Source organism: Rhodococcus sp. NPDC127527 (genome assembly GCF_042672245.1).
GTDB lineage: Bacteria > Actinomycetota > Actinomycetes > Mycobacteriales > Mycobacteriaceae > Rhodococcus_G.
In genome coordinates this window covers 89491-106623 of record NZ_JBHXVP010000008.1, presented here as the reverse complement: position 1 = coordinate 106623, position 17133 = coordinate 89491, and the positions used below count along the sequence as shown (strand labels likewise).

At 70.8% G+C, this 17133-nt stretch carries 14 protein-coding genes; 12 read left to right on the top strand and 2 right to left on the bottom strand.

Annotated elements, in window-relative coordinates; genetic code table 11:
- Nucleotides 1-14: 14 nt before the first annotated feature.
- Nucleotides 15-956 carry a neutral zinc metallopeptidase gene (locus ACFVH2_RS15310; protein WP_378423802.1) on the bottom strand — a complete coding sequence of 314 codons (942 nt, stop codon included), beginning with the start codon at nucleotides 954-956 and terminating at the stop codon, nucleotides 15-17.
- 175 nt (nucleotides 957-1131) lie between these two features.
- Between ACFVH2_RS15310 and aspS the strand changes: the two genes are divergently transcribed.
- The 3 genes from aspS (at nucleotide 1132) to ACFVH2_RS15295 (ending at nucleotide 5237) form a co-directional block, all read left to right on the top strand.
- A complete protein-coding gene (aspS, locus tag ACFVH2_RS15305) occupies nucleotides 1132-2952 on the top strand; it encodes an aspartate--tRNA ligase (protein WP_378423800.1) in 1821 nt (606 codons plus the stop codon).
- A 194-nt stretch (nucleotides 2953-3146) separates the two neighbouring features.
- Complete coding sequence (locus ACFVH2_RS15300) at nucleotides 3147-4355, top strand: phosphotransferase family protein (protein ID WP_378423798.1); 1209 nt, start codon at nucleotides 3147-3149, stop codon at nucleotides 4353-4355.
- A 60-nt stretch (nucleotides 4356-4415) separates the two neighbouring features.
- Nucleotides 4416-5237: a patatin-like phospholipase family protein gene (locus ACFVH2_RS15295; RefSeq protein ID WP_378423796.1), complete on the top strand. Its 822-nt coding sequence runs from the start codon at nucleotides 4416-4418 to the stop codon at nucleotides 5235-5237.
- Between the two features lie 7 nt (nucleotides 5238-5244).
- On the opposite strand, the gene ACFVH2_RS15290 is transcribed toward ACFVH2_RS15295, so the two are convergent.
- Nucleotides 5245-6948: an alkaline phosphatase D family protein gene (locus tag ACFVH2_RS15290; protein WP_378423794.1), complete on the bottom strand. Its 1704-nt coding sequence runs from the start codon at nucleotides 6946-6948 to the stop codon at nucleotides 5245-5247.
- A 158-nt stretch (nucleotides 6949-7106) separates the two neighbouring features.
- Here ACFVH2_RS15290 and ACFVH2_RS15285 point away from each other — a divergent pair, with 158 nt between their 5' ends.
- From ACFVH2_RS15285 to ACFVH2_RS15245, 9 genes are all read left to right on the top strand, one after another.
- The gene (locus ACFVH2_RS15285) at nucleotides 7107-8504 is read left to right on the top strand and encodes a replication-associated recombination protein A (RefSeq protein ID WP_378423792.1); all 1398 of its coding nucleotides are present in this window, start codon (nucleotides 7107-7109) and stop codon (nucleotides 8502-8504) included.
- Between the two features lie 164 nt (nucleotides 8505-8668).
- Nucleotides 8669-11335, top strand: coding sequence for an alanine--tRNA ligase (gene alaS, locus ACFVH2_RS15280; RefSeq protein WP_378423997.1), 2667 nt, complete (start codon nucleotides 8669-8671; stop codon nucleotides 11333-11335).
- 17 nt (nucleotides 11336-11352) lie between these two features.
- Complete coding sequence (ruvX, locus tag ACFVH2_RS15275) at nucleotides 11353-11877, top strand: Holliday junction resolvase RuvX (protein ID WP_378423995.1); 525 nt, start codon at nucleotides 11353-11355, stop codon at nucleotides 11875-11877.
- Nucleotides 11874-13121, top strand: a complete 1248-nt coding sequence (gene mltG, locus ACFVH2_RS15270) for an endolytic transglycosylase MltG (protein ID WP_378423791.1) — start codon at nucleotides 11874-11876, stop codon at nucleotides 13119-13121. Before ruvX ends, mltG begins: the two co-directional genes overlap by 4 nt.
- Nucleotides 13111-13968: a shikimate dehydrogenase gene (locus ACFVH2_RS15265; protein ID WP_378423789.1), complete on the top strand. Its 858-nt coding sequence runs from the start codon at nucleotides 13111-13113 to the stop codon at nucleotides 13966-13968. Before mltG ends, ACFVH2_RS15265 begins: the two co-directional genes overlap by 11 nt.
- Nucleotides 13969-14117: 149 nt before the next feature.
- Nucleotides 14118-15245 carry an NDMA-dependent alcohol dehydrogenase gene (locus ACFVH2_RS15260; protein WP_378423787.1) on the top strand — a complete coding sequence of 376 codons (1128 nt, stop codon included), beginning with the start codon at nucleotides 14118-14120 and terminating at the stop codon, nucleotides 15243-15245.
- Between the two features lie 120 nt (nucleotides 15246-15365).
- Complete coding sequence (locus tag ACFVH2_RS15255; protein WP_378423785.1) at nucleotides 15366-15743, top strand: CD225/dispanin family protein; 378 nt, start codon at nucleotides 15366-15368, stop codon at nucleotides 15741-15743.
- A 31-nt stretch (nucleotides 15744-15774) separates the two neighbouring features.
- Nucleotides 15775-16647, top strand: a complete 873-nt coding sequence (locus tag ACFVH2_RS15250; protein ID WP_378423783.1) for a rhomboid-like protein — start codon at nucleotides 15775-15777, stop codon at nucleotides 16645-16647.
- The gene (locus ACFVH2_RS15245; RefSeq protein ID WP_378423780.1) at nucleotides 16539-17099 is read left to right on the top strand and encodes a prepilin peptidase; all 561 of its coding nucleotides are present in this window, start codon (nucleotides 16539-16541) and stop codon (nucleotides 17097-17099) included. Before ACFVH2_RS15250 ends, ACFVH2_RS15245 begins: the two co-directional genes overlap by 109 nt.
- Nucleotides 17100-17133 lie beyond the last annotated feature (34 nt).

Genomic DNA, 17133 nt, shown 5'->3' with positions numbered 1-17133 from the left:
GCGGGATCGTGTGGCTACGGCTTCAGCGCGGGCGGGTTGTTCAGGTCGCGGGCCGCGTAGGTGTTGCAGTCGGCGACCCGGCCGGTGCGGTAGCCGGTGAGGAACCACTTCACGCGCTGCTCCGAGGAACCGTGCGTCCAGCCCTCCGGGTTGACCCGGCCGCTCGACGCCCGCTGGATCCGGTCGTCACCCACCGAGGAGGCCGCCGACATCGCGTCCTTGATGTCCGTCTCGGTCAACGGCTTCAGGAAGGGTGCGCCGCCGTCCGGGCCGGGCTGCTTGTCCGCATAGTGCGCCCAGATGCCCGCGTAGCAGTCGGCCTGCAGTTCGGTGCGCACCGCCGCGGACTGGGCGCCCTTCGGATCCGCCTGGGCGCGGCCGATGTCGCCGAGTTGGTTCTGGATGTGGTGACCCACCTCGTGCGCCACCACGTACTCCTGCGCCAGCGGGCCGCCGCTGGAACCGAACCGGTCGACCAGCAGCTGGAAGAAGCTGGTGTCGAAGTAGGCGGTGGAGTCGGCGGGGCAGTAGAAGGGGCCCACGTCGCTGGTGGCGTTGCCGCAGCCGGTGTTCACCGCACCGGAGAACAGCATGACCCCGGGCTCGACGTACTTGGTGCCGGTCTGGGGCTTCAGCTGCTGGCCCCACACCGAGTCCAGGCTCGCGGCGGTGAACGCGACCCGGCAGTTGACGTCCCGGTTCGCATCGGCCCCGGTCTCGCAGCCCTCCAGGGTGTTGGCCGCGCCGGTGCCGACCCGCGCCGGGCCGTCGACCGCGCCGGACAGGCTGCCGAGCACCGAGCCCGGGTTGCCGCCCATCAGCAGTGCGAGCACGAGCACGATCAGTCCGCCCATGCCGCCGCCGAGGGCGAACTTGCCGCCCCGGCCGCCGCCACCTCCGCCGCCGCCGACCGAGACTCGTCCCGCATCGATCCGAGCGCCCTCGTTGAAGGTCATCGTCACCACTTTCGTCGGTAGTCGAGGCGTTTCGTCGGTAGTCGCGCTTGCCGTAGTTGTCCACCTTTGCACGACAACGGCTCTGGCGATTCCTCCAAGGCGATGTGTCGTGTCGTGTCCGACCTCCGTAGGATCACTGCCACAACAAGTCCTGGACATTTCTGAAAGGAAACCCGTGCTGCGCACCCATCTCGCCGGCTCGCTGCGAGCCGAGCACGCCGACCAGACCGTCACCCTCACCGGATGGGTGGCCCGGCGGCGCGATCACGGTGGGGTGATCTTCATCGACCTGCGCGACGCCTCGGGTGTCGCCCAGGTCGTCTTCCGTGAGGGTGCGGCCGCCGAGCAGGCCCACCGCCTGCGCGCCGAGTACTGCGTCAAGGTCACCGGAACCGTCGAGGTCCGGCCCGAGGGCAACCAGAACTTCGAGATCCCCACCGGCGCGATCGAGGTCAACGTCACGTCGCTCGAGGTGCTCAACGAGAGCGCCCCGCTGCCGTTCCAGCTCGACGACAACGCCGGCGAGGAAGCTCGCCTGAAGTACCGCTACCTCGACCTGCGCCGCGAGGGCCCCGGCCACGCGATCCGGCTGCGCTCGAAGGTCAACGCCGCCGCGCGCGAGGTGCTCGCGCACCACGAGTTCGTCGAGGTCGAGACCCCGACCCTGACCCGGTCCACCCCCGAGGGTGCCCGCGACTTCCTGGTCCCCGCGCGCCTGCAGCCCGGCAGCTTCTACGCGCTGCCGCAGAGCCCGCAGCTGTTCAAGCAGCTGCTGATGGTCGGCGGCATCGAGCGGTACTACCAGATCGCGCGCTGCTACCGGGACGAGGACTTCCGCGCGGACCGGCAGCCGGAGTTCACCCAGCTCGACATCGAGATGAGCTTCGTCAACCAGGACGACGTCATCCTGTTGGCCGAGGAGATCCTGACCAACGTCTGGAAGCTGATCGGGCACGAGATCACCACCCCGATCAAGCGGATGACCTACGCCGAGGCGATGCGCCGGTACGGCTCGGACAAGCCCGACCTGCGGTTCGGCGTCGAACTGGTGGAGTGCAAGGACTTCTTCAAGGACACCACCTTCCGCGTCTTCCAGGCCGAGTACGTCGGCGCCGTCGTGATGCCCGGTGGGGCGAGCCAGCCCCGGCGTGAGCTCGACCGCTGGCAGGAGTGGGCCAAGCAGCGCGGCGCGCCGGGTCTGGCCTACGTGCTGGTCGGCGAGGACGGCGCGTTGACCGGTCCGGTCGCGAAGAACCTCACCGACACCGAGCGGGCGGGCCTGGCCGACCACGTCGGCGCGAAGCCCGGCGACTGCATCTTCTTCGGCGCGGGCACGACCAAGTCCTCGCGCGCGCTGCTCGGCGCAGCTCGCGGCGAGATCGCCCGCAAGCAGGACCTCATCGACCCGAACGAGTGGGCGTTCGTGTGGGTGGTCGACGCGCCGCTGTTCGAGCCGACCTCCGACGCCACCGCCAGCGGCGACGTCGCCCTCGGCTACAGCGCCTGGACCGCGGTGCACCACGCCTTCACCTCGCCGAAGCCGGAGTCGATCGACACCTTCGACACCGACCCGGGGTCGGCGCTCGCCTACGCCTACGACATCGTCTGCAACGGCAACGAGATCGGCGGCGGGTCGATCCGTATCCACCGCAAGGACGTCCAGGAGCGCGTCTTCAAGGTGATGGGCATCTCGCACGAGGAGGCAGAGGAGAAGTTCGGCTTCCTGCTCGACGCCTTCGCGTTCGGCGCGCCCCCGCACGGCGGCATCGCCTTCGGCTGGGACCGCATCACGGCGCTGCTGGCGGGCATGGACTCCATCCGCGAGGTCATTGCCTTCCCGAAGTCCGGCGGCGGCGTCGACCCGCTGACCGACGCCCCGGCACCGATCACCGAGCTCCAGCGCAAGGAGTCCGGCATCGACGCGAAGCCCGAGCCCAAGGGCGACGGCGCCGGCTCGGCCACGACCGCGGCCGACGCCGCGGCCTCCGCGTCCTGACGGCGGCAGCCCCCGAGACTCCTCTCGGGGGCTGCCGCGGGGCCGGCACCGGGGTCCGATCGTGACCCATTCGAGACAATGCGTACGGATCGGTCTGTTTTGCCAGGTCGGTTCGAGACAGGCCGCTCCGGAGGGCCGACTGGCTTGCCGGGAGGTGGCGTGAAACTGTCCGTGAGCGGGTAGGTTGGGGAGCGATGACCGCACTATTGGCCGATCCAGTTTCAGAGGTGGTCGCCGCAGCCGAACAGCTGCTCGAGCGACGGACCGGAGCTCCGGTCACCCTCGTCGATCCCGTCGACCTCGGGGGGAGTGGTCGCACCATCGTCCTCCGGGTCCGTTGCGCGGAGAATCCCTTCTCGCTGCCCCGGACGCTGGTGATCAAACAGGTCCGCGAGCTGTCCGAGGCAGCCGAGGCCCGCAGCGTGGCCGTCTACCACGAGGACACCTTCTCCGGCGGCGACGGCAGGCTCGTCTCCGGCGAGATCGCGGACGCCGCCTTCCTCCGGGAGGCGGTGTCGTACCAGTTCGCAACCGCACTGGCGACCGAGCACCGGCCGGGTCCGGCGCTGATCGCGTACGACCTCTCCGCGCGGCTGCTGGTCCTCACCGATCTCGGTGACGCCATGCCGATCGCGGACCTGCTGGTGCGCCCCGACGAGTCCGCAGTGACGAACTCGCTGATGGCACTGGCCCAGGCGATCGGCCGCATGCACGCCGCGACGGTGGGTCGCGAGGAGGACTTCACCGCGCTGCTCCGGCGAACCGGGGTCGCGACCCGCGGCAACCTGGTGGCCGAGCAGGTCGCGTCTCGGATCCCGCAGGTGCCGGAGATGCTCGAGCGTGAACTCGGCATCGTCGTCGACCCGGCGGTGGTCGAGGTCGCCGAGCGCACGGTGCGACTGTTCGACGGCGGTCGCTACCGCGCGTTCAGTCCGTCCGACCTGTGCCCGGACAACATCATCGTCAACGACGAGGGCGTCCGCTTCCTCGACTACGAGTGGGGCGGGTTCCGCGACGCGACGCTCGACATCGCCTACGCGCTGATCTCCTTCCCCGGCTGCCTGTGCAAGTTCGAACTCACCGACGAGCGGTCCGCCGCGATGGTGGAGGCCTGGCAGGCCGAGGTGGTCGGCATGTGGCCGCAGCTCGCGGACGACGACATGCTGGCCACGCGGCTCGTCGAGGCACAGCTGGCCTGGGTGTGGCTCTCGACCTACTGGTTCCTGCCCGAGGATCACGCACGGATCGCCGCGGTTCGCGAGCACCAGCTGTCCGTGCCGCGCTCGAAGGCGCTGATCGGGCGGTGGAACGCACTGGCCCGGGCCGCCGAGCGAGCGAACTCGGACGCTGTCGCGACGCACGCGAGGGCGACTGCCGCGGCACTCGAGAAGCTCTGGCAGTAGGCGGTGGTCACGATCGCCGGCCCGTCGGCCGGCGCATCGCCGGGAGCGTACGGTCGCGCCGTGGTGCTCGGTGCCGGTGGACTGGTGGGCGTCGCGTGGATGGCGGGCCTGATCGCAGGGTTGAAGCGAGGCGGAGTCGATCTCGCCGCGGCCGACGTCGTGGTGGGAACCTCGGCGGGCGCGATGGTCGGGGCGGTGCTGGCGGCGGGACGCGGGACCGAGCGGCTCGCCGAGCCGGTCCGGCCGACCCCGGGTGAGCCGGAACTGCCACCGGTCGACCCCGCATTGCAGTCCGCGGTGTTCGACGTGCTGCGCGACGGCAGCCTGGACCCCGCCGAGGCACGACTGCGTGTCGGCGCGCTCGCCGCGGGGATGGACGCGTCCCACGACCGAATCCACCTCGACCGGATGGCAGCCCTCGTCGGCGGGCGGGACTGGCCGGCGACGGCGCTGAAGGTCGTCGCGGTCGACATCGACACCGGTGAGCGGCGAGTCTTCGACCGCGACACCGGCGCCGCGATGCTGCCCGCGGTGGTGGCGAGCCGCGCCATGCCGGGGGTCTTCCCTCCGGTCACCGTCGGCGGCGGGCGCTGCATGGACGGCGGCATGTACTCCGCGGCCAACGCAGACCTCGCCGCCGGAACGCGGCTGATCGTGGTGATCGAGCCGATGGCGCAGATGCTGCCGCGCGACCGGGTTCGGCGTGAGATCGCCGAGACGGGTGCGGACACCGTCGTCGCGATCGGCCCGGACGCCGCATCGACGGCGGCGTTCGGGGCCGACCTGGGCGACCGTTCAGCCTGGGTGCCCGCCTACCGTGCCGGCGACCGGCAGGGGGAGGACGCGGCGCCGGGCCTGCTCGGCAGCTGGAACGGGGTGTAGCGCCCGCCTACGCTCCCAGCGGGGCGGCGGGCTCGATGCGCTGCGCCCGATCCGCGACCCGGAAGCTCGCCGCGCGATGCACACCGCTGCGCGGATCGGTCGGATCGGTCAGGAAGTACCAGTCCATCTGCGCGCCCGCGGGTGCGAGCTCGAAGACGCCGTAGCCGTGCGAGTCGAGTTCGACGTAGCGCACGTGCCGATTGACCGTCTTGAACGCCTCCTCGATCGGGACGGTCGCGGTGCGCGGCGGCACCTTCAGCTGCTCGTCCATGTTGGGTGAGGTCACCGACGGCACGACGAACTCGGTGCCGACGGTCGGTCCGGCCGGGTAGTTCGCCGCGTCCACCGGCAGGTCGCATGCCCACGACGAGTGGATGTCGCCGGTGATGAACACCGTGTTGTCCACGCCGTGCCCGGCGATCGCATCGAACAGGCGCCTGCGGTCGGCGGTGTAGCCGTCCCACTGGTCGGTGTTGTACGGGATGCCCGCCTGCGGCAGCCCGACCGTCGCGGTCAGCGCGGCGGTGCTGCGCGGGTCGAGCGGCGGGAACACGCAGGGGGCGATCATCACCGGGTTCCCGACCACCTTCCAGCGGGCGGGCGAGGACACGATGCCCTTCTCCAGCCAGTCCATCTGGGCCTTGCCGGTGATGGTCCGGTCCGGCGAGTCGACCTGACGCCAACCCGGCCCCGCGGTGGCCTGCTCGTCGCGGTAGGTCCGCAGGTCGAGCATCGAGATCTCGGCGAGCGAGCCGAACCGGAAACGCCGGTACAGCGCGACATCGGTGCCGGAACCGTTGACCCGCACCGGCATCCACTCGAAGTAGGCGCGCGCCGAGTTCGCCTTGCGGGTGGCCCAGTCGCCCTCGGTGGCGGGGTTGTGGTTCTCCGCGCCCGAGCGGTACGAGTTGTCCGCGGACTCGTGGTCGTCCCACGTCGCGATGAACGGCACCCGCGCGTGCAGCGCGGCCAGGTCCGGGTCGGTCTTGTACTGCGCGTGGCGAATTCGGTAGTCGGCGAGGGAGACGATCTCGTGGGCGGGCTCGTGCAGCCGCACCGAGCCGTTGCGGGCGCCGTACTCGCCCTGGCCGTACTCGTAGATGTAGTCGCCGAGGTGGACGACGGCGTCCAGGTCGTCGCGCAGAGCCAGGTGCCGGTACGCACCGAAGTAGCCGGCCTCCCAGTTCGAGCAGGACACCACGCCGAACCGCAGACGGTCGAGGTCGGCGGTCGCGGCCGGTGCGGTGAGGGTGCGGCCGGTCGGCGAGACATCGCCGAGGGAGGCCGCGGTGAAGCGGTAGTAGTACGTCGTCGCGGGTTGCAGGCCGGTGACGTCGACCTTGACGGTGTGGTCGGAGTCGGCGGTCGCGGTGACCGTGCCGCTGCGCACCACGGACGCGAACGCCGGGTCCGTGGCCATCTCCCAGCGGATCGGGACCTGCTCGCCCACACCGGAACCCGGCGTTGCCGCGGCGGTGGGGGTGATCCTGGTCCAGATCACGACGCGGTCGGGCAACGGGTCGCCCGAGGCGATCCCGTGCACGAAGCCGGGGGCCGCACCGGCCGGCGCGGCCGAGGCGCGGCCGAACGTGGCCGCCGCGAGGCCCGCGCCCGCCAAGGCCGCCGTTCCCGTGAGCAGTCCGCGGCGGCTCACGCCACTGGATCCGGTGGTCTTCTTCGCCGCGTCGGTCGGCACCCTGGTTTCAGACACCCGTAGATCTGATCGGAAGCTGGACGCATGTTCAATCCGCAACGGGGCGGATCGTCGGAAGTTCACCGTAAGTTCGGATGCTGGTCGCCGGGGGTGGTGGTGCCGCTCTCGCAGCCGGGATTGTCGCGGCGTCGGGGGGTTTGAGTAGCGTCGAGGCCGTGAGTGACTGGCTGGGAGCGTCCGACGAACCGGACACGGGACTGTTCGCCTCGCCCGAGCCCGAGCCCGATTCCGAGCCGGGCCAGGCGAACGCGGCACTGCCGCCGGTGCGTCCGGACGCGCCGCTCGCGGTCCGGATGCGACCGGCCAGCCTCGGCGAGGTGGTCGGCCAAGGCCACCTGCTCGGTCCCGGCGCCCCGCTGCGGCGGCTGGTCGAGGGCTCGGGTGCCGCCTCGGTGATGCTCTACGGGCCGCCCGGCACCGGCAAGACGACCCTCGCGTCGCTGATCTCCCGCGCCACCGGGCGTCGGTTCGAGGCGCTGTCGGCGCTGTCGGCCGGGGTGAAGGACGTGCGCGCGGTCATCGACCTGGCCCGCAGGCGCCTGACCGCGGGCGAACAGACGGTGCTGTTCATCGACGAGGTGCACCGGTTCTCCAAGACGCAGCAGGACGCCCTGCTCGCCGCCGTGGAGAACCGGATCGTGCTGCTGGTCGCCGCGACCACCGAGAACCCGTCGTTCTCCGTGGTCTCGCCGTTGCTGTCGCGCTCGCTGGTGCTGCAGCTGCAACCGCTCACGGAGGCCGACATCCGGGAGTTGCTGGACCGGGCGGTCGCCGACCCGCGCGGGCTCCGCGGCGGCGTACGGCTGACCGAGGAGGCGACCGCCCACCTGGTGCGGCTGGCGGGCGGTGACGCGCGCCGGGCGCTGACCGCGCTCGAGGCCGCCGCGGGCACCGCGCTCGACGCCGCCGCGGGCGAGCAGGCCGTCGTCGACCTCGAGACCGTCGAGTCGAGCGTCGACAAGGCCGCCGTGCGCTACGACCGCGACGGCGACCAGCACTACGACGTGATCAGCGCCTTCATCAAGTCGATCCGGGGATCGGACGTCGACGCGGCGCTGCACTACCTGGCCCGGATGATCGTCGCGGGGGAGGACCCCCGCTTCATCGCCCGCCGGCTCGTGGTGCACGCCAGCGAGGACATCGGGATGGCGGACCCGACCGCGCTGCAGACCGCGACCGCGGCGGCCCAGGCGGTGCAGCTGATCGGCATGCCCGAGGCGCGACTTGCGTTGGCGCAGGCCACCATTCACCTCGCCACCGCGCCGAAGTCGGGAGCCGTCATCGCCGCTCTCGGCGCGGCGATGGCCGACGTGAGCGCGGGCAGGTCGGGGCTCGTGCCGCCGCATCTGCGCGACGGCCACTACGCGGGCGCGGAGAAGCTCGGCAACGCCGTCGGTTACCGCTACCCGCACGACACCGCGGACGGCGTGCTGGCACAGCAGTACCCGCCGGACGAGCTGGTCGGCGTGGACTACTACGAGCCGACCAGTCACGGGGCCGAACGCGAGATCGCCGCACGGGTCGGCAAGTTGCGCCGAATCGTGCGCGGCTGACGCCGCCGGCGCGTGATCTTCACCCCACCCGGGGTGCCGATCGCGCACCGCGCGCGGCAGCGCGGGAGAACTCGAATGACGCTGACGTTAAGCTTGTGAAGGGCCGATTTGCCGTACCCGGCGAACTCGACGACAGATTCAGTAGACACGTGAAGGGCAACCAGGTGCAGACCCACGAGATCCGCAGGCGATTCCTCGACCACTTCGTCAAGGCGGGTCACACCGAGGTACCCAGCGCCTCGCTGATCTTCGACGACCCGAACCTGCTCTTCGTCAACGCGGGCATGGTGCAGTTCAAGCCGTTCTTCCTCGGCCAGCAGACCCCGCCGTACGCCACCGCGACCAGCGTGCAGAAGTGCGTGCGTACCGGCGACATCGAGAACGTGGGCGTCACCACCCGGCACAACACCTTCTTCCAGATGGCCGGCAACTTCTCCTTCGGCGACTACTTCAAGCGCGAGGCGATCAGGCACGCCTGGGCGCTGCTGACGAACAGCGTCGACGACGGCGGCTACGGCTTCGACCCCGAGCGGCTGTGGGTCACCGTCTACCTCGACGACGACGAGGCCCGCGACCTGTGGAAGGAAGAGGCCGGTATCCCGGACGAGCGCATCCAGCGCCGCGGCATGGCCGACAACTACTGGTCCATGGGCATCCCCGGCCCGTGCGGTCCCTGCTCGGAGATCTACTACGACCGCGGACCCGAGTACGGCGTGGAGGGCGGCCCCGAGGCCGACGAGGACCGCTACCTCGAGATCTGGAACCTCGTGTTCATGCAGAACGAGCGCGGCGAGGGTACCGGCAAGGACGGCTTCGAGATCCTCGGCCCGCTGCCGAAGCAGAACATCGACACCGGCATGGGCGTCGAGCGCGTCGCGTTCCTCCTCCAGGACGTCGACAACGTTTACGAGACCGACCTGGTGCGCCCGGTGATCACCAAGGCGGAGGAGCTGACGGGCCGCGCGTACGGCACCGACCACGAGTCCGACGTCCGGTTCCGGGTCATCGCCGACCACGCGCGCACCGCAGTGATGCTCATCGCGGATGGAGTGAACCCCGGCAACGAGGGCCGCGGCTACGTGTTGCGCCGGCTGCTGCGCCGGATCGTCCGCTCCGCGAAGCTGCTCGGCGCCGACAAGCCCAGCATGAGCGAGTTCGTCACAGTCGTCCGCGACACCATGTCGCCGTCGTACCCGGTCCTCGCCACCGACTTCGACCGGATCCTCGGCGTCGCGGTCGGTGAGGAGACCGCGTTCCTGCGGACCCTCGCGTCCGGATCGAAGATGTTCGAGGCAGAAGCCGACGACGTCAAGGCCGCGGGCAAGAAGGTCTTCGGTGGCAGCGAGGCGTTCGTCCTGCACGACACCTACGGCTTCCCGATCGACCTGACCCTGGAGATGGCGGCCGAGGCGGGCCTGTCCGTCGACGAGGACGGCTTCCGGTCGCTGATGGCCGAGCAGCGCAAGCGCGCCAAGGAGGACGCGCAGTCCCGCAAGCACGCGCACGCCGACCTGAGCATCTACAAGGAGTTCGTCGACCGCGGCGAGACCGAGTTCACCGGATTCGCCGAACTGACCACCGAGGCAACCGTTCTCGCGCTGATCTCCGGTGGCGTCCGGGTTCCGACGGCGACCGCCGGGCAGGAGGTCGAGGTGATCCTCGACCGCACCCCGCTGTACGCGGAGTCCGGTGGCCAGATCGCCGACATCGGCGTCATCACCGGACCGGGCCTGAAGGTGCGGGTGCGGGACGTGCAGAAGATCGCCAAGAAGCTGTGGGTGCACAAGGTCACCGTCGAGGAGGGGCAGCTCACCGAGGGCGACGCGATCCTCGCGCAGGTCGACCCCGACTGGCGGTCCGGGGCCACCCAGGGCCACTCGGGCACGCACATGGTGCACGCGGCGCTGCGGCAGGTGCTCGGCCCGAACACCACTCAGAAGGGTTCGTTGAACAAGCCCGGTTACCTTCGGTTCGACTTCGCGTGGCAGAACCAGCTGTCGGCGCATCAGCTCGCCGACATCGAGGCCGTCGCCAACGAGGCCGTCGCCGCCAACCACACCGTCAACACGTTCGTCACCGACCTGACGAAGGCCAAGCAGATGGGCGCGATGGCGCTGTTCGGCGAGAACTACGGCGACGAGGTCCGGGTCGTCGAGATCGGCGGCCCGTTCTCGATGGAACTCTGCGGCGGCACCCACGTGCAGTCGTCGGCGCAGATCGGTCAGATCACCATTCTCGGCGAGTCGTCGGTCGGCTCCGGGGCGCGACGCGTCGAGGCGTTCGTCGGGCTCGACTCCTACCGCTACCTCGCGAAGGAGCGCGCGCTGCTCGCCGGCGTCGCGACGGCCCTCAAGGTGCCGTCCGAGGAGGTGCCCGGCCGCGTCGAGCAGCTCGTCGAGCGGCTCAAGGTCGCGGAGAAGGAACTCGAGCAGACCAAGGCCGCGGCCGTTCTCGCCGCCGCCGGTTCCTTCGTGGACAAGGCCGAGCGCATCGGCGGGCTGCTGCTCGTCGCCGAGGCCGCGCCCGACGGCGTCGGCGGCGGTGACCTGCGCACCCTCGCCACCGACATCCGGGGCCGCTTCGGCACCGAGCCGGCGGTCGTCGTGCTGCTCGGCAACGCCGACGGCAAGGTGCCGTTCGTGGTCAGCGCGAACAAGGCCGCCCAGGAGCTCGGCGTGAAGGCCGGCGACCTGGTCGCCTCGTTCGGCCCGAGCATCGGCGGTCGCGGCGGCGGCAAGCCCGAGATGGCTCAGGGTTCGGGCTCCGATGCCGCCGGCATCCCGGCCGCATTGTCGGCGGTGCGCGCCCGCGTCGCCGAGATCGCCGGGTGAGCGAGCCGGACAAGGCTGTGTCCGAACACGTGGCGGCCGACCGCCCCGGTGCCGACGATCCCGGACGTGGCCGCCGGATCGCCGTCGACGTCGGCAGCGTGCGCATCGGCGTCGCGGCCAGCGACCCCGACGGCATCCTCGCAACCCCCGTGGAGACGGTGCCGCGGTCGAAGTCCAAGGCCGACACCTCCGACCTCGCGCGACTCGCCTCGATAGTCGAGGAGTACGAAGCGGTGGAGGTTATTGTCGGTCTGCCGCAGACCCTGCGCGGGGAGCGGGGAACCGCCGCGGGGCTGGCGACGAGATTCGCCGCCCAGCTCCGGGACCGGCTCGCGCCGGTGCCCGTTCGCATGACCGACGAGCGCTTCACGACGGTCACCGCGTCACGGGCGTTGCGGGAGAGCGGGGTCAAGGCCAAAGGTCAACGATCGGTGATCGACCAGGCCGCCGCCGTCGCGATCCTGCAGGGGTGGTTGGACCAGCGGAGCAGGTACCTGCGCACCCAGCAGGACCCGCACTCACACACGGAGGACGGTCTGTGACCGACGGATGGTCGCGCGAACCGCATCGCGAGCCCCAGCGCTATCTCAGCCGCGCCGAGGAACGGCGCCTGCGCGAGGCCGCCGAGCGTAAGGGCAAGGGCAAGGGCCGGTTCGTCGTCGCGCTCGCCGGACTGATCGTGCTGGTGTTGCTCGTCGGCTTCGGCTACGTCGGCGCGAAGAAGTTCCTCGGTAACGACGCGCCCGCCGACTTCGCCGAGGGCGAGGCCGGTCCCGAGGTGGTGGTCGTCGTGCAGAGCGGCGACACCGCCACCCAGATCGGCGAGCAGATGGCCGAGAAGGGCGTGGTCGCGAGCAGCGCCGCGTTCTACAACGCCGCGGTCGGCAACAGCGCGATGAACTCGGTTCAGCCCGGGTACTACCACGTCCAGTCGAAGCTGCCCGCGGCCGAGGCCGTGAGCGCGATCGTCGATCCGAACTCTCGCGTCGGTTCCGTGGTGATCTCGGAGGGACGTCAGCTCCACGACACCCGCGACGTGACCACCGGCGCGACGAAGCGCGGCATCTACACGCTCATCTCGCAGGCCAGCTGCCTGCCGAGCGCCGGCGGCCTGCCGAAGTGCATCAGCGTCGCCGACCTCGAGACCGCGGGCGCGAGCCCCGATCTCGCCGGCCTCGGTGTGCCGGACTGGGCTGCCGCGCAGGTGCGCGGCGTGCCCGACCGCAACCGGCAGCTCGAGGGGCTGATCGCCGCGGGCAGCTGGGACTTCGACCCGGCCTCGACGCCGACCGAGATCCTGCGGACCCTGGTCAGCGGCAGCGCCGCAAAGTACGAGGCCACCGGCATCCGGACCGCGGGCACCGCGGTGGCGCTGAACCCGTACCAGGTGCTGATCGCGTCGTCGCTGGTCGAACGCGAGTCCCTGCCGAGCGACTTCGGCAAGGTGGCCCGGGTCATCATCAACCGGCTCGCGGTGCCGCAGAAGCTCGAGTTCGACTCGACCGTCAACTACGCCCTCTCCACCACGGAAGTCGCGACGACCGACGCCGACCGTGCCCGTGTCACCCCCTGGAACACCTACGCGAAGGAAGGGTTGCCGGCCACCCCGATCTCGTCACCGAGCATCGGTGCCGTCCAGGCCGTCGAGACCGCGCCGCCCGGCGACTGGCTGTACTTCGTGACCATCGACAAGCAGGGCACCACCCTGTTCACCAAGAGCTACGACGAGCACCTCCAGAACATCAAGAAGGCACAGGGAAGCGGGATCCTCGACAGTGGGCGCTGACACACCGGGCGGCGACGTGCCGCGCAGGGCGGCGGTACTCGGCAAGCCGATCGAGCATTCCCGCTCGCCGCAGCTGCACCTGGCCGCCTACCGGGCGCTGGGCCTGACCGACTGGACCTACGACCGCATCGAGTGCACCGGCGAGCAGCTGCCCGGGCTGGTCGCCGGCCTCGGGCCGGAGTGGGTGGGGCTGTCGGTCACCATGCCGGGCAAGGTGGCTGCGCTCGAGTTCGCCACCGAGCGCACCGAACGGGCGGTCCAGATCGGGTCGGCCAACACCCTGGTCCGGATAGGTGACAGTGGTCCGGGGGGCGGCTGGCGGGCCGACTGCACCGACGTGGACGGGGTGTCCGGGGCGCTGGCCGAGGTCGGGGTGGTGGACCTGGCCGATTCGAGCGCGGTGCTGATCGGGGCCGGCGGTACCTCGCGGCCCGCGCTGCGAGCACTGGCCGACCTCGGCGTGGTCGAGGTGACGGTGGTCGCCCGATCCGCCGACCGCGCCGCCGACACCCTCGCCTGCGCCCGGGCCATGGGACTGACCGCCCGGCATCTGGGATTCGACGCGGACGCGCTCCGGTCCGCGTGCGCGGACGCCGCGGTCGCGTTGAGCACGGTGCCCGCGGACGCGGTGGCGCCGTACGCGGCCGCGGTCGCGCAGGCGCCGGTGGTGTTCGACGCGATCTACGATCCCTGGCCGACGCCGCTGGCCTCGGCGGTCCAGGCCGCGGGCGGGACCGTCGTCGACGGACTGCGAATGCTGCTCAACCAGGCGTTCGGCCAGGTCGAGCAGTTCACCGGCCGCCCGGCCCCGCGCGAGGCGATGGCCGCGGCGCTGAACGTGCGCTGACGGCCCGCGCCCGCGCCGATCCGGTGGATTCGCCCAATGGCGAACACGCGTCCACCCGGCTGTCTAGTCTTGCATCGCAACCAGGAGACCGTGGCGGTCGCGGGTAGCGGTGCGGTCGCCTCACTGCCGACGACGAGAGCAGGGGTGTCATGAAGACCAAGGGCGCGTTGATCTGGGATTTCAACCAACCGTGGACGATCGAAGAGATCGAGATCGGTGACCCCCGCAAGGGCGAGGTCAAGGTCCAGATGGAAGCATCGGGCATGTGCCACTCCGACCATCACCTGGTCACCGGCGGCATTCCGATGGCAGGCTTCCCCGTTCTCGGCGGCCACGAGGGCGCCGGCATCGTCACCGAGGTCGGTGAGGGTGTCGAGGACCTCGCCGTCGGAGACCACGTCGTGATGTCGTTCATCCCGTCGTGCGGCAAGTGCCCGTCGTGTCAGGCCGGCCTGCGCAACCTCTGCGACCTCGGGATGCACCTCCTGGGCGGCGCCGCGGTCAGCGACGGCACGTTCCGCGTGCAGGCACGCGGCCAGAACGTCTATCCGATGACCCTGCTCGGAACCTTCTCGCCGTACCTGGTGGTGCACCAGGCCTCGGTCGTCAAGATCGACCCGTCCATTCCGTTCGAGGTGGCGTGCCTCGTCGGCTGCGGTGTGACCACCGGCTACGGATCGGCGACGCACACCGCGCAGATCCGACCGGGTGACGACGTGGCGATCGTCGGTATCGGCGGGGTCGGCATCTCGGCCCTGCAGGGCGCGGCCAACTCCGGTGCCCGATACATATTCGCCGTCGACCCGGTCGAGTGGAAGCGCGAGCAGGCGTTGAAGTTCGGGGCCACCCACGTCTTCGCGAGTGTCGAGGAGGCGGCAGGCGCGATCGCGGAGATCACCGCCGGCGGCATGGCCAAGAAGACCATCGTCACGGTCGGTGAAGTGCACGGCGAGGACGTCGAACTGTGGATGGGGATCACCGCGAAAGCGGGGACCGTGGTGCTGACCGCGATGGGCAGCCTGCTCGACACCAAGGTGACGCTGAACCTGTCGCTGTTGACCCTGCTGCAGAAGAACCTGCAGGGCACCATCTTCGGCGGCTCCAACCCGCACTACGACATCCCCCAGCTGCTGTCGATGTACAAGGTGGGCAAACTCAACCTCGACGACATGGTCACCCGGCAGTACCGCCTCGAACAGATCAACGACGGGTACCGAGACATGCTGGAGGGACGCAACATCCGCGGAATCATCCGCTACACCGACGCCGACCGCTGATCCGGATCGAGGACGGTGCCGCCCGACCGGGTACACAGCACACTGACAGCACGGGCCCAGCGTTTCCGCAGTACAACGCCGTAGCGTCGGTCGGGTAGTCAACCCGTCAGGAGGCCCGCGATGTCCGATCCCGTCGAAAGTCCTCCTCCGCCGGAATCGGGCGACGTCGTCGCGTCGGCGACCACGCCACGGTCTGCCGCCGCGAACGGGCCTCGGCCACCGAGCAACGCTGGTTGGGCAGTGGCGTCCCTGCTGTTCTTCTGGCCGCTCGCATTCGCGGCGTTCACGCATGCGTTCAACGTCTTCCCGTTGTGGGCGAGCGGCGAAGCCCAAGCGGCGCGGGATGCGTCGGATCGGGTGCGTCGGCTCGGACAGATCTCCCTGTGGATCGCAGGGGTTCTGCTGCTCCTGTTGGCCGTCGTGTACGCGGTCGTCGCCGTCGTCGTGATTGCGCACGGGGGCGGCGGCCACGGATCGATGCACCACCGGATGCGGTAGCGCGCAGGACGTCGAGAGCCGAGTCGATCCGATGGTCGTTCTTCAGCAGGCCCCGGGGTCGCCCGCGATGGTCGCGCGGGAGGCGCGGACCGTCCGGGTCCGGTCCCCGTGGTCGCGGACCCGCGACCACTTCGGGCGGGCGCCGGCGTCCCTGGTGTTCGTGTTCACCCTCGTCGTCACCTGGTGGTCGCTGCAGGGCACGGATCACCGCACACTGCACCGACTGGTCGTGAGCGCGTCGACGAACCTGCACAACATGACCCACGACCCCGTCCAGGTGCTCGTGGTGTCGGCGTTCTGGGTGGACGGCGCGAGTTTCCCCTGGCTGACGGTCGTCGAGTTCCTGGTGGTCATGGTGGCCGCGGAACGATGGCTCGGCAGCGGCCGGTGGATCCTGGTGTTCGTTGCCGGGCACGTCGGCGCGACCGTGGTCACCGTGGTCGGCATCGCCTGGGCGCTCGATCACGATCTGCTCCCAGCCAAACTCGCCGGCACGGTGGACGTCGGCGCCAGCTACGGATTCTGGGCGGTCGCGGCACTGCTCGCCTTCCGGTTCGCGCGCCCCGCCTCGCGCTGGTGCGCGGCGGCCGTGCTCGTCGCAGTGTTCGCCGCGGTGGCCTGGCGCGGGCAGACGTTCACCGACTACGGCCACCTGACCGCCGTGCTGATCGGTATCGGCCTGCACCGACTGTGTCCATGCCCCGACGATTCATCCACAGGCGACCGGTCTCGGGCTGTCGCCGGGTACCCGACGAGTGAGAGTGTCGAGGCATGGTCACGGTCCTCGCTGCTGTCGTGGGTGGGCTCGTCGGACTGGCGTCGCGGCCGTTGCTGGGCCGGTTCCTCGCCGATCCGACGCAGTGGTCGGTCGCCGCGACGGCCGTCGGGTTCGCGGTCGCGGTAGCCGTGGCCGACGGTCCGCTCCTCGCCGTGGCGGCCTGCGGGCTGGTGTGGTGGTGCGTGACGTTGTCCGCCGTCGACCTCGGTGTGCGCCGCCTGCCGAACGTCCTGACCCTGCCCGGTGCCGCCGCCGTCGTCCTGGCCGCGGCGCTGTCCGGGCGCGGGGTCGCGGCACTCGCCGGGGCCGCGATGCTGGCGGGTCTCTATCTGCTCGTGCACCTGGCCGCACCTGCCGCGATGGGCGCGGGCGACGTCAAGCTGGCGCTCGGTCTGGGTGCGGCGTCCGGCGCCGCGGGCGGCAGCACCTGGCTGCTCGCGGCGGTCGGGGCGGTCGTGATCACGGCCGCCGTCGGGGTGGCCGCGCTCGCCTGCGGCAGGCGCGGCGTCGGCCTGCCGCACGGCCCGTCGATGTGCGCGGCGACGCTGCTGGCGTTGGTCGCGGCCGGGGGAGCCTAGCGGGGGACCGGCCGGTGTGCATTCGGGTCGGGCT